Source organism: Arthrobacter sp. Y3221114 (assembly GCF_059092625.1).
Genome location: NZ_JBNHHW010000004.1, coordinates 327,215 through 346,519, shown reverse-complemented (window position 1 = coordinate 346,519; position 19,305 = coordinate 327,215). Strand labels below are relative to the sequence as shown.

15 protein-coding genes are annotated in these 19,305 nt (G+C 62.6%); 11 read left to right on the top strand and 4 right to left on the bottom strand.

All coding sequences use genetic code 11. From position 1 onward, the window contains the following. Window positions 1-35 precede the first annotated feature (35 nt). The 4 genes from cycA (at window position 36) to AC5RV3_RS11165 (ending at window position 4,286) form a co-directional block, all read left to right on the top strand. Entirely contained in the window at window positions 36-1,499 is a 1,464-nt protein-coding gene (gene cycA / locus AC5RV3_RS11180) for a D-serine/D-alanine/glycine transporter (protein ID WP_494122194.1), read from the top strand. 163 nt (window positions 1,500-1,662) lie between these two features. After that, complete coding sequence (locus tag AC5RV3_RS11175; protein WP_494122193.1) at window positions 1,663-2,616, top strand: acyl-CoA thioesterase; 954 nt, start codon at window positions 1,663-1,665, stop codon at window positions 2,614-2,616. A gap of 180 nt (window positions 2,617-2,796) precedes the next feature. Next, window positions 2,797-3,237 (top strand): VOC family protein, encoded by a 441-nt coding sequence (locus tag AC5RV3_RS11170; RefSeq protein ID WP_494122192.1) that lies wholly within the window; start codon window positions 2,797-2,799, stop codon window positions 3,235-3,237. A 26-nt stretch (window positions 3,238-3,263) separates the two neighbouring features. Continuing rightward, complete coding sequence (locus tag AC5RV3_RS11165; RefSeq protein ID WP_494122191.1) at window positions 3,264-4,286, top strand: 1-aminocyclopropane-1-carboxylate deaminase; 1,023 nt, start codon at window positions 3,264-3,266, stop codon at window positions 4,284-4,286. A gap of 119 nt (window positions 4,287-4,405) precedes the next feature. Here the strand turns inward: AC5RV3_RS11165 and AC5RV3_RS11160 are convergent, their stop codons facing one another. Next, on the bottom strand, window positions 4,406-4,996 hold the full coding sequence (locus AC5RV3_RS11160; RefSeq protein ID WP_494122190.1) for an MOSC domain-containing protein: 591 nt from the start codon (window positions 4,994-4,996) through the stop codon (window positions 4,406-4,408). Continuing rightward, window positions 4,969-5,472: a hypothetical protein gene (locus tag AC5RV3_RS11155; protein ID WP_494122189.1), complete on the bottom strand. Its 504-nt coding sequence runs from the start codon at window positions 5,470-5,472 to the stop codon at window positions 4,969-4,971. Before AC5RV3_RS11155 ends, AC5RV3_RS11160 begins: the two co-directional genes overlap by 28 nt. Before the next feature lie 141 nt (window positions 5,473-5,613). On the opposite strand from AC5RV3_RS11155, the gene AC5RV3_RS11150 reads away from it, so the two are divergent. Further along, window positions 5,614-5,931 carry a helix-turn-helix domain-containing protein gene (locus AC5RV3_RS11150; RefSeq protein WP_494122188.1) on the top strand — a complete coding sequence of 106 codons (318 nt, stop codon included), beginning with the start codon at window positions 5,614-5,616 and terminating at the stop codon, window positions 5,929-5,931. Between the two features lie 256 nt (window positions 5,932-6,187). Here AC5RV3_RS11150 and aceB read toward each other — a convergent pair whose 3' ends face one another. Together aceB and aceA are read right to left on the bottom strand one after the other, a co-directional pair. Next, window positions 6,188-7,831 carry a malate synthase A gene (aceB, locus tag AC5RV3_RS11145; RefSeq protein WP_494122187.1) on the bottom strand — a complete coding sequence of 548 codons (1,644 nt, stop codon included), beginning with the start codon at window positions 7,829-7,831 and terminating at the stop codon, window positions 6,188-6,190. A 198-nt stretch (window positions 7,832-8,029) separates the two neighbouring features. Next, window positions 8,030-9,346 (bottom strand): isocitrate lyase, encoded by a 1,317-nt coding sequence (gene aceA, locus AC5RV3_RS11140; RefSeq protein ID WP_494106841.1) that lies wholly within the window; start codon window positions 9,344-9,346, stop codon window positions 8,030-8,032. Between the two features lie 127 nt (window positions 9,347-9,473). On the opposite strand from aceA, the gene AC5RV3_RS11135 reads away from it, so the two are divergent. The 6 genes from AC5RV3_RS11135 to AC5RV3_RS11110 all read left to right on the top strand — a co-directional run bounded on the left by AC5RV3_RS11135 (window position 9,474) and on the right by AC5RV3_RS11110 (window position 17,985). Next, window positions 9,474-10,988 (top strand): helix-turn-helix domain-containing protein, encoded by a 1,515-nt coding sequence (locus AC5RV3_RS11135; protein ID WP_494122186.1) that lies wholly within the window; start codon window positions 9,474-9,476, stop codon window positions 10,986-10,988. Between the two features lie 884 nt (window positions 10,989-11,872). After that, window positions 11,873-13,339 (top strand): site-specific DNA-methyltransferase, encoded by a 1,467-nt coding sequence (locus tag AC5RV3_RS11130; protein ID WP_494122185.1) that lies wholly within the window; start codon window positions 11,873-11,875, stop codon window positions 13,337-13,339. 10 nt (window positions 13,340-13,349) lie between these two features. Beyond that, window positions 13,350-14,549, top strand: a complete 1,200-nt coding sequence (locus AC5RV3_RS11125) for a DNA cytosine methyltransferase (protein ID WP_494122184.1) — start codon at window positions 13,350-13,352, stop codon at window positions 14,547-14,549. Window positions 14,550-14,951: 402 nt separating this feature from the next. Beyond that, on the top strand, window positions 14,952-15,485 hold the full coding sequence (locus AC5RV3_RS11120) for a hypothetical protein (RefSeq protein ID WP_494122183.1): 534 nt from the start codon (window positions 14,952-14,954) through the stop codon (window positions 15,483-15,485). Continuing rightward, the gene (locus AC5RV3_RS11115) at window positions 15,482-16,585 is read left to right on the top strand and encodes a hypothetical protein (RefSeq protein ID WP_494122182.1); all 1,104 of its coding nucleotides are present in this window, start codon (window positions 15,482-15,484) and stop codon (window positions 16,583-16,585) included. Before AC5RV3_RS11120 ends, AC5RV3_RS11115 begins: the two co-directional genes overlap by 4 nt. 890 nt (window positions 16,586-17,475) lie before the next feature. Then, window positions 17,476-17,985, top strand: coding sequence for a hypothetical protein (locus AC5RV3_RS11110; protein WP_494122181.1), 510 nt, complete (start codon window positions 17,476-17,478; stop codon window positions 17,983-17,985). Window positions 17,986-19,305 lie beyond the last annotated feature (1,320 nt).

Here is a 19,305-nt window from a genome sequence, read left to right as displayed (position 1 = left end):
CTTCCGCAGATGAGCAGTCCCACCCTAAGGAACACATGAGCACCGCCAGCACCACCAACGAGCCGCACCTCCAGCGGTCCTTGTCCAACCGCCACATCCAGTTGATTGCCATCGGCGGCGCGATCGGTACCGGGCTCTTCATGGGCTCGGGCAAGACGATTTCCGTCGCCGGCCCCTCGGTCATCTTCGTGTACATGATCATCGGCTTCATGCTCTTCTTCGTCATGCGGGCGATGGGCGAGCTGCTGCTGAGCAACACCGAGTACAAGAACTTCGGCGACTTCGCCGGCGACATCCTGGGACCGTGGGCGGCGTTCTTCACCGGCTGGACGTATTGGTTCTGCTGGGTGGTCACCGGCATCGCCGACGTCGTCGCGATCGCCCATTACGTGGCGTTCTGGTGGCCGGACCTGCCGCTGTGGATCCCGGCGCTCGCCTGCATCCTGCTGCTGCTCGCGCTGAACCTGCCCACCGTGCGGGCCTTCGGTGAAACCGAATTCTGGTTCGCGCTGATCAAGATCGTCGCCATCATGGCCCTGATCGTCGTCGGGCTGGTCATGATCATCACCGGCTTCGAGCACGACGGCGCCCGCGCCTCCTTCGGGAACCTGTGGGAGCACGGCGGAATGTTCCCCACCGGCTTCATGGGCTTCGTGGCCGGCTTCCAGATCGCCGTGTTCGCGTTCGTCGGGATCGAACTGGTCGGCACTACCGCCGCCGAGACCAAGGACCCGGAGAAGAACCTGCCGCGGGCGGTGAACTCCATTCCGATCCGCATCCTGATTTTCTACGTGGGCGCCCTCATCATCCTCATGGCCGTCCAGCCGTGGACCAATTTCAACGCCGACGAATCCCCGTTTGTGGGCATGTTCGCCCTCGCCGGCCTCGTCGGCGCGGCCGGCGTCGTGAACTTCGTGGTGCTCACCTCGGCGACGTCGTCGGCGAACTCGGGAATCTACTCGACGTCGCGCATGATCTACGGTCTCTCGCTGGAGGGCGATGCTCCGAAGCGCTTCGGCAAGCTCTCCAGCCGCGGTGTGCCACGCAGCGCGCTGCTGTTCTCCTGCATGTTCCTGCTCGCCGGCGTGGTCCTGCTCTACGCGGAGGGCAGCGTGTCCGAGGCGTTCACCATGGTCACCACGGTCTCGGCGCTCTGCTTCATGTTCGTCTGGACCATCATCCTGGTGAGCTACATCGTGTACCGCCGCCGCCGGCCGCAGCTGCACGAGGCCAGCAAGTTCAAGATGCCGGGCGGCTCGTTCATGCCCTACGTGGTCATGGCCTTCTTCGCCTTCATCCTGTGGGCGCTGACCACCCAGCCGGACACGTTGACGGCGCTGCTGTTCACCCCGGTCTGGTTCGTCGCGCTCGGCATCGGCTACCTGCTGCTGCGCCGCAACCCGGAGCACACCGCCATCCGCGCCGCCCACGACGCCAAGGTCGCCGAGGAGAAGGCGGCGCTCGAAGGCCGCGAGGACGCCCTGACCGGCTCGCGCTAGCGGAGCCGGCTGCCAGCTTCACAGAAACGTCCGCTTCCCGGTCTCCGGGGAGCGGACGTTTCTGTTTCTGTCCCTCTGCAGCCCAGCCCCTGTCCCTCAGAGCCTCCCATGCCGCGCAAGCCGGCATCGGCTGCCACCTGCACGCGCAGCTACGATGGGCGCCATGGAAGATTCGATCACGCTGCGCTTCCTCGCCGCGCCCACCGACGTCGCGGCCGACGGGACCACGGTGCAGGCCGGGAGGGTCCTGGAATGGATCGACAAGGCCGGGTACGTGTGCGCCGTCGGGTACTCGGGCGGTTACTGCGTCACCGCGTACGTCGGCAATGTGCACTTCACCCGACCCATCCGCAACGGCGACCTGATCGAGGTCAGCGCCCGCATCGCGCACACCGGCCGTTCCAGCATGCAGGTGGTCGTCACCGTCGACGCCGCGGATGTGCGCTCGCGGCAGTTCCGGCCGGCCATGGACTGCATCCTGGTGTTCGTCGCGGTGGACGAGCAGCGGCGGCCCCGGCCCGTTCCGGCGTGGGCGCCGACCGACGACGCGTCGGAGCGGCTTGCCCGCGGGGTCGCCGGCCGGCTGGAGGCCCGGCGCGAGATCCGCGAGGTAATGAGCGCCCAGGCCTACACGGATGCGGGGACGACGCCCTCCGAAAGCTTTCGTTTCCTCGCCGCCCCCACGGACGTGAACTGGGGCGGCCACGCCCACGGCGGGATCGTGATGCGCTGGATCGACGAGGTGGCCAGGGCCTGCGCCATGGGCTGGTGCGGCGCCGACGCCGTGGCGGTCTACTCCGGCGGCATTCACTTCCTGAACCCGGTCCACATCGGGGATCTGGTGGAACTCTCCGCACGGATGATCCACACCGGACCGCACTCCATGCACATCGCCGTCCATGTTCGGGCACGCGATCCGCGCGGTGGCGACTGGCGGGACACCACCCAGTGCATGACCGTCTTCGTCACCCGGGACGACGCGGGCCACGCCGCCAAGGTTCCGCAACTGGTGTTGCGTTCAGACGAAGACCGGCGGCTGGCAGCCCACGCCCAGGACCTGGTCCGTCGTCGAGCTGCGCTGCCCCCGCTGGAGTTCGGCGTCGAGCGGACATACTGACCCTTTCTTTCTGACCATGACCTCGCTGCAGAAGCGCGGAAGCGGATGATAGGTCGAGGTTGGACGTTCCACTTTCAGGTCAGGTGCAGCCATGGCTCGCCACCCCTTCCCGCGCGCGGTTCAAGGCGCAAGAATGAACGCGGCACGGAACGCGCCGCATCCACTACGGAAGGCAGACCCATGGCACTGGACCTTAACCCCTACCTGCAGTTCAGCGGCAACGCCGCGGAGGCGATCGAGTTCTATCACTCCGTGTTCGGCGGTGAGCTGCAAAAGATGACCTACGCCGAGGGAATGGGAGACGATAACCCCGAGACCGGCGCAAACATCATGCACTCGTCGGTGTTCGTGGACCGCGGCTTCCTGCTGATGGCCGCGGACGCGCCGCCCGAGATGCCTGCGACCGGAAACGGCTCCATATGCCTCAGCTCCAGCGGAGAGGACCCGGCCGACGAGACCAAGTTGCGGACCTATTGGGAGCGCCTGAGCGACGGCGCGACCGTCGAGATGCCGCTGGAAAAGGCGCCCTGGGGTGACTACTACGGACAGCTCAAGGACAAGTTCGGCGTGAGCTGGATGGTCAACATCACCGGCCCCGAAAACGCCGACGCAGCACGGTAAACGGCAGCCGACAGAACGGGGACTACATGGCCATCACGGAATTCGACCGCTACCCGCTGACCTTCGGCCCCAGCCCGGTCCATCACCTGCCGCGGCTCAGCAAACATTTGGGTGGAGCGCAGATCTGGGCCAAGCGGGAGGACGTGAATTCCGGTCTGGCCTACGGCGGCAACAAGACCCGCAAGCTCGAGTACATCGTCCCGGACATCCTCGCCGAGGGCGCGGACACCATCGTGTCCATCGGCGGCTTCCAGTCCAACCACACCCGGCAGGTGGCAGCAGTGGCCGCGACCCTCGGCCTGAAGGCCGTGCTGGTGCAGGAGAACTGGGTGGACTGGCCGGATCCGCTCACAGACCGCGTCGGCAACATCCTGCTCTCCCGGCTCATGGGGGCGGACGTGCGGCTCGACCCGGCCGGCTTCGACATCGGCATCCGCGACTCCTGGCAGAACGCCATCGCCGAGGTCGAGGCGGCCGGCGGCAAGCCCTACGCGATCCCGGCCGGCGCCTCGGAGCACGAGCTCGGCGGGCTGGGATTCGCCAACTGGGCGTACGAGGTGCAGCAGCAGGAGGAGGAGCTCGGCGTCTTCTTCGACACCATCGTGGTCTGCACTGTCACCGGCTCCACCCACGCCGGCATGATCGCCGGGTTTGCCGCCCTGCAGGACGCCGGCGGCCGGCCGCGCCGCGTGATTGGCATCGACGCCTCCGCCACCCTGTCCAAGACCCGCGAACAGGTCGGCCGCATCGCCCGGAATACGGCGCAGCTCATCGGACTCGAGCGGGAACTGCACGACGACGAGATCACCGTGCTGGAAGGCTGGGCCGGCGACCTCTACGGCATCCCGGTCGAATCCACCCTGGAAGCCATGCGGCTGAGCGCCTCGCTCGAAGCCATGATCACCGACCCGGTCTACGAAGGAAAATCCATGGCCGCCTTGATCGACCTGGTCAGCAGCAAGCAGATCCCGGCCGAGAGCACCGTGCTCTACGCCCACCTCGGCGGCCAGCCGGCCCTCAACGCCTACAGCGGACTCTTCCGGAGCTAGGAAACAACGACGGCGGCGCTCGCTTCAGCATCATTGGCCGTCTACCCTGGTTCGCCCGGCGGCTGCCCCACTACTTCTCACGTGGCCGGGAGACGAACGGACGACTAGTGCCCCGATCGTCACGGGAGCCGCCCGGGCCGGACCCGAACCGCTGCTCCAGCCTCTTCCGGCTGGAGCGGTACCGGACTGATCAAGAGCGCGGGTCCCCGATACAGGGCGCCGGTCGAGAGCGGCTGGCAGCGCAGACCTCCGCGTCCGCGCATCGCGGCATGGGCACCGGGCGCAAGCATTCGGTCCATCCAGGCGCACGGGTGTGCGTGCCGGCCGCCCCTGAACCGCACCCGTTGGCCGCGGGATTCCACCTCGAACTCCTCGCCGATGAGCGGCGCCAACTGTGCGCCCCGCAACACCACATTGCGCCGGGCCAGAAGCGGGTCAAACGGCGGAACGCCCAGATCCGAGGCAATCGCCTCGAGCGACTCCACGGCCATAAACGTCACCGCTGCATCCATGTGGGCGGCCTTGCCGAAGAACCGGTCTCCGACGATGCCCTTGCCCGCCACCACCTCAACCCGGTCAAGATCAGCGGTGGGAACATCCGCCGCACCGTCCTTGGCCCGGCCAAAGTAGGCATGGCCCGGTGACACCAGCAGGTTAAGGATCTCGATGTCGTACGTGTAGGTCACGTCCGGGCCAGCTCGAAAATCCACTGAGGTGTCCGCTGCCCCAACTTCTTGTCCGTCACCACCCGGAGCTTGGCGGCTTCGACCCTGACATGCTCCTGGCTGAGGGCCGTGGAAGTGGGGGAGGGTGGCTTGGCCTCCACATCCTCCAGCGCTGAGACGCTCTGACTCAAGCTGTCGGTCGAGGCGACCCGTAGGATCCTTGCCTCTTCTTCGCCGGCGAGATTGCTTTCGGCGAGGAGCGCCAACACGCCGAGCCCGATGACTTTCCGATCCATGCTCGTGGACATCGAGGCGTCCAGCGCCCACTCGGCCCGCGCCCACCACTGAGAACGACGATCAGCCTCAGCCTGCGCCCGCATGCTGCGCCAACCGATGTAGGCGGCTATGAGGGCGGCGACGAGAATCGCCAGTGGACCGAGGGAGGCGAGAACGTCCCACACGTTGGGGTCATCGGCCCGGACGACCACCTCGACCGGTTCCGGAACCTGCTGCACGATCATGGCTCCAACTTAGGGCATGCCTCCGGTGAAATCCCGCCGGACGGCAAGTCCACGCCGCGCTTCTACCAAGATGCTGCGCCTGCGCGACGGCAACCGGACTGGACCACTGGACCTTTGCCCGAAGACTGGGATGATCAGGGTATGACCATTCCAGTGACGTTCATCCCTTCAGACTTGGCCCGCGCGGCCCGCGCTTTGACGCAGGTCTCATCCAAGGTGATCGCCAAGGCAGCGAACCTGGACAAGAAGCAGGTTCGAGACTTCGAAAAGGGCAACCAAGCGTTGACTCCCGAGCAGAATGAGCAGCTGCGCCGCGCCCTGGAAAGGTTCGGCGTCGACTTCATAGCCGACGACGACCACGGCGGGTACGGTGTGCGCCGCAAATTCAACGCCACCAAGATCCGGCGCCTGGAGACATGGGAAGGCGAAGGCGGAACGACGCACGGGGACGACGCCTAAGACGTCCCCACAGCCGCGCCCTCTGCTGGCCACTGAGGGCCGAAACGTCGAAGGGACGTTGCAAGAACGCCGGGTGTGGCTCTATACGTAGAGCCGCACCCGGCGTTTTGGTTCATCTGTGCTTCCGCAAGGCCGCCGGTCCGCCCGACCGTCGGGCTGCTTGTGGCGAAAGTAGCGTGGACCTGGCGGCCCTGCGGAAAGTTTTTGGTGCCGGCGGGCCGGGGCTGGCTATTGACCCCGGCCCGCCGCCGGACGATCAGACGACGGCGGGCTCCCTGACCGACGACGGCTTCTCCAGCAGGTAGTTCTGGTAAGCGGGGATCGTCAGGAAGGCCGGGAACTCTTCGCCCAGGGCAACCTCTTCGAAGATCTCGCGGGCGTCGTCGAACCGGTCGCCGTCGAACCGCGGCAGGGCGGCGAACTCTTCCTCCAGCAGTTCGCGGACCCATTCGCGGGTGATGATCTCGCCGTCGTCGGTCACGGCGTGGGCGTGGATCCACTGCCAGATCTGCGAGCGGGAGATCTCCGCCGTCGCCGCGTCCTCCATCAGGTTGTGGATGGCCACCGCGCCGTTGCCGCGCAGCCAGGACTCGATGTACTGGATGCCGACCTCCAGGTTGGTGCGGATGCCGGTCTCGGTGATGGTCCCTTCGGTGCCGGCGACGTTCAGGAGGGCACCGTCGTCGGGCGTCACGTCCTCGCGCTGGCGGTCCAGCTGGTTGGGCCGCGAACCCAGCACGCCGTCGAACACCTCGCGGCAGACCGGGACCAGATCCGGGTGCGCCACCCAGGAGCCGTCGAACCCGTCGGAGGCCTCGCGGGTCTTGTCCGCGTGCACCTTCTCCATGGCGATGGCATTGGCCTCCGGGTCGCGGCGGCTGGGGATGAACGCGGCCATCCCGCCGATGGCCATGGCGCCGCGGCGGTGGCAGGCGCGGACCAGTTGCTCGGTGTAGGAGCGCATGAACGGTGCCGTCATGGTCACCTGCGTCCGGTCCGGCAGCACGAACCGCGGCCCGCGGGCCCGGAAGTTCTTGATCACCGAGAAGATGTAGTCCCAGCGGCCGGCGTTCAGCCCGGAGGCGTGGTCGCGCAGCTCGTACAGGATCTCCTCCATCTCGAACGCGGCCGTGATGGTCTCGATCAGCACGGTGGCGCGGATGGTGCCCTGCGGGATGCCCAGCAGGTCCTGCGCCAGGATGAACACATCGTTCCACAGCCGGGCTTCCAAGTGCGATTCGATCTTCGGCAGGTAGAAGTACGGCCCGCGGCCCTGCGAGATGAGCCGCTGGGCGTTGTGGAAGAAGTACAGGCCGAAGTCCACGATGCCGCCGGCCACCGGTTCGCCGCCGATCAGCATGTGCTTCTCCGGCAGGTGCCAGCCGCGCGGCCGGACCACGATGGTGGGCAGGTCGGTCAGCGTCTCACCCGTCAGCTTGTATTCCTTGCCGGTGTCGGAGACGAAGTCGATCCGCCGCTCCAGCACGTCGGTCAGGTTCAGCTGCCCGTTGACCACGTTGGACCAGCTGGGGGTGGAGGAGTCCTCCATGTCCGCCAGCCACACCTTCGCGCCGGAGTTCAGCGCGTTGATGGTCATTTTCTTCTCCACCGGCCCGGTGATCTCCACCCGGCGGTCCTCCAGCCCGGGAGCCGGGGGAGCGACCTTCCAGGAGGAATCCTCGCGGATGTGCCGGGTGCCGGGCAGGAACTTCGGGTCGTGCCCGCGGCCGATCGACCGGCGCCGGTTCTCCCGCTGCACCAGCAGCTCCCGCCGCCGTGCCGCGGTGGCCTGGTGCAGCCCGGCCACGAACTCCAGCGCCTGCGGCGTCAGCACTTCCTCCTGCCGGCGCACCGGCGGGGCCGTCAACGTAATCCCGTTCAAGGTAATCGGATCATTCATCGCTCATTCACTCCTCAAGAAAACTTTTGTAACTACGACGGCGGCGCCCGGCCTGGGTGCCATAGGTGACGTTCGGGTCTGAGGTGCGGAGCCGGGACCCGGAAAGCGGCTAATAGCTTCCGTAAGGCCGCCCGCGGCCGTCGGAAGGTCGTGCCGCGGCGGGTCCCGGCGCAGCGCCGGTGGCGAGCCCCGTCGTCGTTAGTGGAACTGGCCCTCTTCGGTGGAGCCGACCAGTGCCAGGGTGCTGCCGTTGGGGTTGAGGGCAGTGGAGATGGTGTCGAAGTAGCCGGTGCCCACTTCGCGCTGGTGCTTGGTTGCGGTGTAGCCGCGGTCTTCGGCGCCGAATTCGCGCTCCTGCAGGTCAACGTAGGCGCTCATCCCGTTGCGGGCGTAGCCGTGGGCCAGGTCGAACATCGAGTAGTTCAGGGCGTGGAAGCCGGCCAGGGTGATGAACTGGAAGGTGAAGCCCATCGCCCCGAGCTCGCGCTGGAACTTGGCGATCGTCGCGTCGTCCAGGTGCTTCTTCCAGTTGAAGGACGGCGAGCAGTTGTAGGAAAGCATCTGATCCGGGAACTCGGCCTTGACCGCCTCGGCGAACTTGCGGGCCAGCTCCAGGTCCGGGGTGCCGGTCTCCATCCAGATCAGGTCCGAGTACGGGGCGTAGGCCTTGGCCCGGGCGATGCACGGTTCGATCCCGTTGCGGACCTTGTAGAAGCCCTCGGGGGTGCGCTCGCCGGTGATGAACTCGGCGTCGCGCTCGTCCACGTCGGAGGTGAGCAGCGTGGCGGCCTCGGCGTCGGTGCGGGCGATGATCACGCTCGGGGTACCGGCGACGTCGGCGGCCAGCCGGGCCGCGTTCAGGGTGCGGATGTGCTGGCCGGTAGGGATCAGCACCTTGCCGCCGAGGTGGCCGCACTTCTTCTCCGAGGCGAGCTGGTCCTCCCAGTGCACGCCGGAGGCGCCGGCGGCGATCATGGACTTCATCAGCTCGTAGGCGTTCAGCGGACCGCCGAAGCCGGCCTCGGCGTCGGCCACGATCGGCACCAGCCAGTCCTCGACGGTCTGGATGCCCTCGGAGAACTCGATCTGGTCGGCCCGCATCAGCGCGTTGTTGATCCGGCGGACCACCTGCGGCACCGAGTTCGCCGGGTACAACGACTGGTCCGGGTAGGTGTGGCCGGAGAGGTTGGCATCCGCGGCCACCTGCCAGCCGGAGAGATAGATGGCGCGCAGCCCGGCCTTGACCTGCTGCACCGCCTGGTTGCCGGTCAACGCGCCGAGGGCGTTAGTGTAGCGGCCCTCGGCGGCTTCCTCGGTCAGCTGCTTCCACAGCTTCTGCGCGCCGCGCTTGGCCAGCGTGTGCTCTTCCTGGACCCGGCCGCGGAGGCGGACGACATCCGCTGCGGTGTAGTCGCGAGTGATGCCCTCCCAGCGGGAATCGGCGGCCCACTCGAGCTCCAGTGCCTTGGCCGCTTCCTCAGCGTTCATCGGGGCCGGCTCAAATGATGCAGTCATTGCTGTCTCCTGTTCGGTGTCGGGTCGGCGGGTTCCGATCCTCGGTGATCGGTCCGGGCCAAATCCTTCGTGAAACCGACTATTCCGCAGTCTGCAACAGTAAATCCAGAGAAATTGCTGGAAAGATTTGCAGTTCTTCTCGTATCCTCAAGAAATGACAACCACCAGCTGGAATCGTCCCTCCAAGCACGACGGCGGTGCCTCCGCCGAGCCCGAAATCGACGTCATCAGCCTGGGCCGTCGGGTGCGGCACCTGCGCAAAGCCCAGGGCATGACCCTGGACGATCTCGGTGCCGCCGTCAACGCCGCGCCCTCGCAGCTCTCGCTGTTCGAAAACGGCAAGCGCGAGCCCAAGCTCGGCATGCTCCAGGCCCTCGGCAAGGCGCTCGGTGTGGGGATCGACCAGCTGCTCGGGGCCGAGCCGCCCAGCCGCCGCGCGGCGCTGGAAATCGAGCTGGAACGCTACCAGCGTGGGCCGCTGTACGAGTCGCTCGGTTTGCCGAAAGTCCGCGTCAGCTCGCGGCTTTCCATGGACGTGCTTGAGTCACTGGTGGGGCTGCAGCACGAGCTGGAGCGCCGGCTGGACGAGCAGGCCGCCACCCCGGAGGAAGCCCGTCGTGCCAACACCGAACTGCGGGCGGAAATGCGCTCGCGCAACAACCACTACGAGGACCTCGAGGCCCAGGCCCAGGAGCTGCTCAAGGCTGTTGGTTTCAAGGGCGGGCCGCTGTCCCACCACGTGGCCGCGGACATCGCCGAGCACCTCGGGTTCAGCCTGCAGTACGTCAGCGACCTGCCACATTCCACCCGGTCCGTGACCGATTTAAAGAACAACAGAATTTACCTGACCCAGGGCCACCGGTCCGAACACGACCCGCGCTCCGTGCTGCTGCAGGCCGTCGGCCACTACGTGCTGGGTCACCAGGCGCCCACCGACTACGCGGACTTCCTCCGCCAGCGCGTCTACACCAATTACTTCGCCGCCGCCCTGCTGATGCCGGAACACGCCACGGTTGACTTCCTCCAGAAGGCCAAGGCCGCCAAGGAGCTGGCCATCGAGGACCTGCGCGACGCCTTTAGCGTTTCCTATGAAACTGCCGCCCACCGCTTCACCAACCTGGCCACCCACCACTTGGGCATTACCTGCCATTTCCAGAAGGTCCACGTCTCCGGGATTATCCACAAGGCCTACGAGAACGACGGCGTGAATTTCCCTGCCGACCACACCGGCGCCATCGAAGGCCAGCCTGTCTGCCGCAACTGGACGTCGCGGGCCGTTTTCGACGTGCCGGACAAGTTCCGTGCCTTCAACCAGTACACGGACACCAAGGCCGGTACGTTCTGGTGCACGGCGATCACCGAGCGGCACTCGTCGGGGGAGTACTCGCTGAGCATCGGCATTCCGTACAAGGAAGTGAAGTGGTTCCGCGGGCGCGACACTCCCGAACGCTCCGTCTCAAACTGCCCCGACGAATCCTGCTGCCGCCGCCCACCCGCCGACCTAGCCGCCCAATGGGCCGGCCACGCTTGGCCCAGCGCCCGCGCCAACTCCCACTTGCTTGCGGCCCTCCCTCCAGGAGCCTTCCCGGGCGTGGACGAGACCGAGGTGTATTCCTTCCTGGAGGCGCATGCGGGGAAGTAGTGAGTCGCGCGAAAGGATTGTGCCCATCCTAATTCTCTGTGAGCCTGACAAGCGGCTTGTCTTTTGTCAGCTGCGCCATTGTCGGCTCTTCGTGCTCCGCGACTCCTAGCCCATAGGCCAGCCCCCCAAAATGTCAGAGGCCGTGACTAGCCTTTACCGTGTCGCGAGCCAAGGGCTGGCGAGTGCAGATAGGGGAAATATGAGTGAGTTCAATCATCGAGTCAGTGTCGTTTGTAAGTGTAAGAGAGGGGTGGGCACCCTCTCTGCGTAAGCGTATCCCGCGTTGTACCGCCGGGACTGTGGGGTACACCAGAACAGCAACTAGGGTACGGCCCGAGGCGGGCGGTAGATGCAAGGTACCTCCAGACTTGTCAGCCTGCGTTGAACGCGCGAACTCAGATTCCTTCAAGACGACCGGAGTTGCGCGTCGAGGGAGTGGGTCAAAGGCAGGCGCATGATCTCGTCGGCTCCGGCAATGGACCATGCAGCCGGATGATGTCCGCAATGAGGCGCTCCGGATACCGTGTGCGGCGCCGGTGGTCCAGCTGTCGAGGGGTACTCCGGCTCATGCAGATTGGCTCGTAAGTGTGAAGATCCTTGGAGGCCGGGACCAGATAGGACTCGCGCTGAAACATGCGGAGCATGCTGAACGCGAAGGAGCGGGCCCGCCGCCGTGCCAGTGCAGCTTGACTTGTTCAGTCTGTCTGGCTGCCAAGGCAAACGTTCGAGCGGATGTCCTGCTAAGGAACTTATTTTGACATGCCCTCATGTCGAGGAGCGGATGTGCAGGACAGCTGGGTTGAGACTGGCAAGTAGGGAATTAGGGCGGCATGTCACACTGCCGCCGAACAAGATCCAGGGAAACAGCATGGGAGACTATAGAGATGGAATTGACTCGAAGGATTGACATTGGTGACAACCTCGAGGCCCTAGCATCAATCAAGACTGGATCCGTTGAACTCGTGTATCTCGATCCTCCTTTTAACAGCGGCAGGACCTATGAGTCACGTGTCAGCGGCGACAACCGCGAATCAGCATTCTCGGACGTCTGGAGTTGGGACGGATCGTGCGACGCGAGGATGCGGGCCCTGCAGGCTGAGCTGCCTCCAGCCCTCGCTCGTACAGTTCGAGCGCTAGTCGAAGCCTTGGGTAAGTCTGGCCGTACGGCGTACGTTCTCGAAATGGCGCTTCGCCTTGCCCAATCGCACCGCATACTCACCTCAACTGGTAGCCTCTACTTGCACTGTGACCCGAGCGCGAGCCATCTTCTTCGGATAGTTCTTGATGCTCTCTTCGGCAGTCAGAACTTCCGCAATGAGATTGTCTGGCAGCGCACGAACGCACATAGCGGATCGCGCCGGTTTGGGCCAATCCACGACACCATCCTCTTCTATACGAAGTCGGCCTCATACACGTGGAACCAGCATTTCTCGCCCTACTCGAGTGAGTACCTAGCAAACCACTTCACCAAATCCGACGAACGTGGCCCCTATCAACTCATCACCTGCACTGGACCGGGCGACCGAATCGGCACTGGGGCGCATTACGAGTGGCGGGGGCAGTTGCCGCCTACGGGACGACACTGGGCGTGGAAAATCGAGACGATGGTTAAGTACGAGAAGGAAGGAAGACTCGTCTACTCCCGTAACGGGATACCCCGTTACAAAAGGTATGCCGATGACGGTGCCGGAGTTCGCATTCAAGACGTGTGGTCCGATATCTCTTCACTTTCGGCCCATTCTTTCGAGAGGACAGGATATGACACGCAAAAACCCGTCGCTCTCTTGGAACGGATCATTTCTGCCAGTTCGAATCCTGGAGATCTGATAGTGGATCCATTCGCCGGGAGCGGAACGACTGCGGTTGCCGCCGAACGCCTCGGGAGAGCATGGCACGTCTCAGATCGCAGCACCCTGGCTGCGAGCCTGACAATGTCCCGGGTACGTGAAGACGTGCCCGGGCTGCCCGTCTACGTCACCGGCTTCCCTACGACCGGCAGAGCGCTTGATTTGCTGAGTAGTCAGGAACCGACGGCCTACGCAGCATGGACGACCGCTTTGCTATCCGCCAGGTTGGACCGGAAGGCATCGGCTCAGGCGGCAATCATTGGCACCCGAGGATGGAATCCCAAGTTCGCGACTGCCGTTCCATTGGGTGCTGGCGCATCCCTCAGCACATGGAAACGCTCCATCAAGGAAGCGCTCATCGTAGATGGTCCGGGCGCCAACCAGGTCAGTTCAGAGTTGCGAAAAATGGGAGCCGAGTACCTCGGCCGGGTGCCCCGAGCTGCTTTTCACGCCAAGTCCGTGTCGTCAACTGGACTTGCTGACTACGACTTAAGATTCGTTTGATGGGAGAGATGTGAAGGTATACGACCACGTCAGTGGGCGTTTGAGCGACACCGATCGGATTGTTGTGCACCATGTTCCTCCCGGAGGAAACTGGCGGGACCTTCCAGACGATTTTCCGTCGGACCGGGTCCGACAAATCAGAGCGAGCGCAGCGCGCGGAGAGGGTAGCAGGAGCACCTACTACGGTCGACTTTCCTGGGAACGTCCTGCCTACACAATTTCTACGTACATCACTCGACCCGGCAACGGCTGCTTCATTCATCCGGAAGCAGATCGACTAATTACGGTTAGGGAAGCTGCGCGGTTGCAGTCGTTTCCTGACAACATTCGGTTTCACGGCACAATGCGGCAGCGATCCATGCAGATCGGCAACGCAGTCCCACCCTTGCTGGCGTACCACTTGGCGCAGTCAATCGAAAAAGGCACAGCGATTGACCTCTTTGCTGGAGCAGGAGGCCTCGGGCTAGGCCTTGGCTGGGCTGGTCACGAAATGGTGCTAAGCGTCGATAATGACGCAAACGCGCTAAGAACTCTTGCTAACCACGCATTGCCAGATCATCGCGCTGAGGCCTACGACCTCTCATTGGACGAACAGTTTCACGAGATGGTGGACAGTGCGCGAGCGGCACTCGCAGGGAGGGAGCTGGGCACCCTTGTCGGCGGCCCTCCTTGCCAGGGCTTCTCGACGGCCGGGCCGTGTCGCGTAGACGACCCCCGAAATAAACTCGTTCTTTCATTCCTACGGGCCGTTGAATCGCTCAGGCCGCGCAACGTTATCTTCGAAAACGTCCCAGCGCTGCGGTGGAGAGGGAAGCAATTTCTCGATGAGTTGTTAGGAAGGCTCGCAGCACTCGGCTACGTCGCGGAGTTAAGGATCCTCCATTCCGAAGCCTATGGTGTTCCTCAACTGAGACGGAGACTTGTTGTCCGGGCAACGCGCGAAGAACAAATAGTTTGGCCGAAACCCACGCATAGTCTTATCACTCCTTTTTTCGTAAAAGACCAGCCTGGACCGCTAATTAGCGGCGGTATTATGCCGACTGTTCGTCAGGCAATAGGTGATCTTCCGGGACATCAGAGCGAGGATCTGGACGTCGCCATGAGCATTCGAGCGGCGACCAGTGATTATGCTCGGTGGCTCCGTGGCGAGATTCGAATCGATGAATTTATCCAAGGTGCTCAAACAAGCCCCCTCGAAAAAGTGTCATAGTTAATCCCTATGAGAGGGATCATCTACTCGGCTTCAATCGACGACGTACGAGATGCAGTGCTCAGCATCCGTAACCGCGTTCGAGAACTTGCTGAGCCCAGACTTTACTTCATGGCTGTCGCACTCACCATGCTAGTGCGGCGGGGGAAGGCTACCGCTTGGGGCTCCTGGGACGCAGCCCCTCCGTCCTCCGCCGTTGTTTTCGCCCGGCGTCAGATCCAATGGGCTGTCTGGCAACTGCTTGGCACTGATCCGACTGCATTGCTCCGACCAGACTCCCACGCAGCGTCCCTGTTGGCGCCCGGTCGGGTCATGCCAGAGGTGTTTTACGACCCTCAGAGAGACCTCACTCTAGTTAGCGATGCGAGGATTCCAAACCGTGGGAGCCGCAATGCTTTAAAGATGTCATCAACCGACCCTGGATGGCTTTGGGCTCCCGAAAACAGCATCCAGCCCGCAATCGAGTTTGTTGAATACAACCCCGTAAACACACTGAACCAGCAAAACGGCATCAAATGTAGCCTGCCCGCAGTATCGGCGGCGCTAGGAGGGGGGCAGGCAGCGGAAGCAGCATATGCTCTTGAGCGCCCTCAGTGTCCTCATCATCACTCTGGTTTAGATGGTGACCCGGTGTGTGCACTCAATAAGGAAGTTTGCGGAGGTCAGGGCGCCGGCCGTGGCCGTGCACGGACGAAGCCGAGGCTTTTAGTGCCGGCTAAGTCACATGAGGAGGAAGGCCGACTGCTCTTGCCAGGAGCAATTCCAGCTCTTATTGACAAAGCGACCAACGGGGGCGTCCTCAGTAAGCCGATCGCCTCCGATTTGTCGTTGCTGGTTGCTTGGTGTGCTGCTAATGGCATAGGTCGGCTTGATTCCACACGTATGCTCGAACTCTTGGGTTCGACCGGACTGAACGAGCTATTGGACAAAGAATGACCACCAATGAACTAGCAGGCGTGCCCCAGGCCTTTCGTGACCACCTCCAAGCTTCGGGCATTGTCTATGACGAACAGACTCAAGTGGATTTGCTTGCTTCAATGCTCGGAAGCCAATTCCTTCTCTTCGCGGGCCCCAGCGGCACCGGGAAGTCGACCGCAGCGAGAATGCTGGCGAGCTTTTTTGTGCCGGACGATCGCCGCTGCCGCATCGACGTCCGACCCGGATGGGCTTCGAGTGAGGACACCGTGGGACAGTACAGCATTTTCGCAAAGCAGTACACCGCGACGGACGCCTTCTCCCAGCTTCGACTGCTGAGCGGCAGTGCATCTCCGCATCCGGCAGTTGTCACAGTGGAAGAGGCCAACTTGAGCCCAATGGAGGCCTATGCTGGGCCATTGGTGACGGCTGGTAGTGATACCGCCTGGCAATGGCTCAAATGGCGACTTCATAATCAGGAAACCGGCACGGATGTGCCCAAGGAACTGCACTTGGGTCCGTGGCCGCGGTTTCTCGGCACGGTTAACGTTGATTCATCTGCGCCAGCGCCTGCTCCCAAAGTAACCGGAAGGGCATGCGTTGTTTTGTTGGAGCCGCCGACGGTTGAGAATGCAATCAAGTCGGTGGACGCGATTACAGCTTTGGCGGCCCCTAATCAAACTCCTCCAGGCGTCAACTTGCTAGGCAATCCCCGGGCGGCTTGGGCTGATCTAGCTACGAACAGCGACCCGGCTACGATGTTCACGAAGCTCCGGCCACTTATCGATATCCTCCGAGATTCGGCCGGCCGTGGCGCCAACCTGGTCACTCCGAGAGACTTGCAACGCTGCGTCCAATATATGGCGTGGTATGGCTCGCTCGCTCATGCAGCGTCGTCCTCTGGCATGGACGTCGCAGTAGATGACAATGCAGCGGCCGAGAACGCATTACTTCATTTCGTCCTTCCGGGCCTCACCTCAGAACAATTCCGCCTTGCGCTTCCTGCCCTGCTCTCAGAGTCCTCCGCAGGGGGCATGCTTCAACAGCGACTGACCAGACTGGTCGAAGGGGGAGATGGAGTGTTCGGCGTACCACCGGATTTTTGGGCGAGCTTGTCTTGACCCACATGCGTCCAAACGCGCAGGACGCGCTTGTCCGATTTGTTCGAGGAGGTGTACCGATTGTCGAGAAAAACGTCCCTGGAACATTGCTCGAGCTAGACATTCCCTCGAGCGTCGCCTTTGTGCGAACTGCTGAGGGAATCGATATCGTCGAGAACCCGGACCCGATGCTGGAATGCTGCGGACGCTTGGCCCTTCCATGGATGGCAGGGCGAGAATTTGGTATCGAATACCTGCACGTGCCTCCTCCTCAGCCGTTTAGCGCAGAAGGCGTAAGTGTCATGTTGGAAGCTCGCAATCGCCTTCGCACCAAGCGCCGGCCCCCAACAAGCGCGGATGCGGCATGGTCTAGTTTGTCGGCTTCCTCACTAGACAATCTTTCTTGGATCGAGCTGCGTTCGGCGGTCGAAGGAGCCGTTGCTCTTCTTTCCGAGTGGCCCACGGACCCCGTGAGAATCGTGAACTGGGGGTCGCTAGAGAGCACACACGGGCGCATTTTAGTTCGTGAAACTGAGCGATCGAAGCGGCTGGAGTTCATGGAAGAAGGGCGGGTCCCACTCCGCGTTGCCACCGCGGGCACAAGACGTGTCGAGAGGAAACTCACTGGCATCTCAGTCCTCACAGCTATGGTCGCTGAAAGGATTTCCTCCGACGAAGCCCTCTTAACAGCGGCGGGTACCGCAGCCGTCGAACTAGCTGACCTTTTTCGCCGTGTGTCGGTGCGAAGTCGCCCCGCCCAACCGAGCATTGATCCTCCGGCCTCTACTTGGCCCCCTCGCATGCGGGTCCTATATTCAGCTTGCATTCGGCTACTCACTCAGCTCGAAGACATTGGTGCGGGAGTATCTCACGCGCCCCTCTCGGAACTGTGGGAACTCTACGAAGCGTGGGTGGCCGAGAGGATCCTAACAGCTCTCACAATTAAGTACGGTGAAGCCGGAAGCGACAAGAACGAGAACGGCTGGCGGTGGGTGGTAGACGGGGAAGAATGGCTCATGTTGGAGCAGGCCGATATCCCTTCGAAAAATCCGAAGGCAGAGCCCCGCAAGGTGCTGGGATCCCATCTCATAGGCGTAGTAGGAGCATCGCAACCTGATGTAATGATCGCGCGCCGGACAAGAGGTGTGACATCACTGGTAGTCGTTGATGCCAAGAAGCGCAAGAAAAAAATGACTTATGAGGATCTTACAGTTAGTGCCTCCAAATATCTCTGGAATATTCGCGACGCTTCGAATATCACTGCGACCGCACTTGATGCAGTCTTTCTGGCAGCACCACTAGGGGGGCCACAATCGGCTGATCCTTCCGGCCGATCAAGTGTGATCCCTGCTGATCCTTGTGATCCATGCGATTTTGCGGAGTTGATCATTGAGCAAATAGTCAAACGTCCAGCCGTCTAATCTTGGCCCGCCGCGCCGCCATGTGTTTCAACTAGCGGATAATCGGGGAGGTTCACCTCTACGCATGCTCGCCCAGCGCATCGTGTACCGTCTCAACTTAGGTCCCTATACGACATGGGCGGCATCAGCGTGCAGGCGGCAGCGACAAATGACTGAGAATCAAGCCGGGTAACCATCGTCGGGCGCAATGCTCAACCGGACGACATGGTGCGCACGAAATCGCACGGGAAGTTCAATAAAAGGGTGTTTTTCAGCCGGTCCCCTCCCGCGGGGCGGGGCAGCAACTCCAGTGTTGCAGGCGTCGAATGCAATCCGAAACCAGGCAGGAGCGTTCGGGGTTCGAGCATGAGAAAGTTCAGCTGAGCGATGAGCGCGTCTGCTTGGCTCGGCCACTGTAGCCCTCGACGTTAATGGCATCAGCGGAAGGACCTTTGCGTAAAAGCTTGTCTCCGATGACTACAAACGGAAGCCGTAGTTTGACATTAAAGCGGACGCCACCATCCATATCGGCTTTAGACAGGCTTTATGCAGGATGGCCGCGGTCATATCTGCACTTGGTAAAGTCGCGCCCATCATTGGCCCTTCTAGCCAACCTCCACTGAGACGTCCCGCTTCGCCAGGAACGCGAAGTCGCGTCTGTTCCGGAGGATAAAGCAATACCGTCATTAAGTCCGTCGTTACATTCATGACGATTTAACGGAATGACTGATTTCGTGCTGGGGGCAGGCCCAAGTCAAGTAGCTGCGGCGCGAGCCATTGTATCGAGTTCTGCTGCCCATCGGACAAAGGCAGGGACGCCGGCCAAGGTTAATTGGGTTACATAGGCGTGGGCGGCTACCTCATTCACGGGACCACTAATGTACGAAGACAGACGCTGTCTCGACTCTCGGCCTCTGTGAGCAAAGTAATTTCGTACGGCTCGCAGTTCGTCCAACGGAGCTGGACTCATTCCTAATCCTGCCGACACGCTTGCAAGGTTCGGAATTCCCAGCCGTTTCGCGGCGTCAATGCTCTCTCCCGGGTCAAACCATTTGGGCTCCCAATGCGCGGGTTTTCTAGCGCGTCCCGTGTACGTTGCCCGTAATGTCCTGACAGCTGCTCTTGTGGACCTGTCACCTCCCCGCTTCGCAATCATTGTGCCACCGAGCGTAGTGACACCCCCTTGCCACGAGCTGAGAATAAGATCTCGACAGTACGCGCTCCACTGATCCTGTAGCTGGATGAGAGCGTTCTCCCTCGCTAAAGCGTGGGCCGAAAGGCAGCGAGGATCCGTCAACGGCCAGGCCGCGTGCTGAAAGGCGGACGCGATAGAAGAGGATC

What these genes read in the sequence shown, in the direction of transcription:
- AC5RV3_RS11120 (WP_494122183.1), top strand. Translation starts at nt 14,952, where the DNA reads ATGTCATCAACCGACCCTGGATGGCTTTGGGCTCCCGAAAACAGCATC.
- AC5RV3_RS11150 (WP_494122188.1), top strand. Translation starts at nt 5,614, where the DNA reads ATGACCATTCCAGTGACGTTCATCCCTTCAGACTTGGCCCGCGCGGCC.
- AC5RV3_RS11130 (WP_494122185.1), top strand. Translation starts at nt 11,873, where the DNA reads ATGGAATTGACTCGAAGGATTGACATTGGTGACAACCTCGAGGCCCTA.
- AC5RV3_RS11170 (WP_494122192.1), top strand. Translation starts at nt 2,797, where the DNA reads ATGGCACTGGACCTTAACCCCTACCTGCAGTTCAGCGGCAACGCCGCG.
- AC5RV3_RS11175 (WP_494122193.1), top strand. Translation starts at nt 1,663, where the DNA reads ATGGAAGATTCGATCACGCTGCGCTTCCTCGCCGCGCCCACCGACGTC.
- AC5RV3_RS11165 (WP_494122191.1), top strand. Translation starts at nt 3,264, where the DNA reads ATGGCCATCACGGAATTCGACCGCTACCCGCTGACCTTCGGCCCCAGC.
- AC5RV3_RS11155 (WP_494122189.1), bottom strand. Translation starts at nt 5,472, where the DNA reads ATGATCGTGCAGCAGGTTCCGGAACCGGTCGAGGTGGTCGTCCGGGCC.
- cycA (WP_494122194.1), top strand. Translation starts at nt 36, where the DNA reads ATGAGCACCGCCAGCACCACCAACGAGCCGCACCTCCAGCGGTCCTTG.
- aceB (WP_494122187.1), bottom strand. Translation starts at nt 7,831, where the DNA reads ATGAATGATCCGATTACCTTGAACGGGATTACGTTGACGGCCCCGCCG.
- aceA (WP_494106841.1), bottom strand. Translation starts at nt 9,346, where the DNA reads ATGACTGCATCATTTGAGCCGGCCCCGATGAACGCTGAGGAAGCGGCC.
- AC5RV3_RS11115 (WP_494122182.1), top strand. Translation starts at nt 15,482, where the DNA reads ATGACCACCAATGAACTAGCAGGCGTGCCCCAGGCCTTTCGTGACCAC.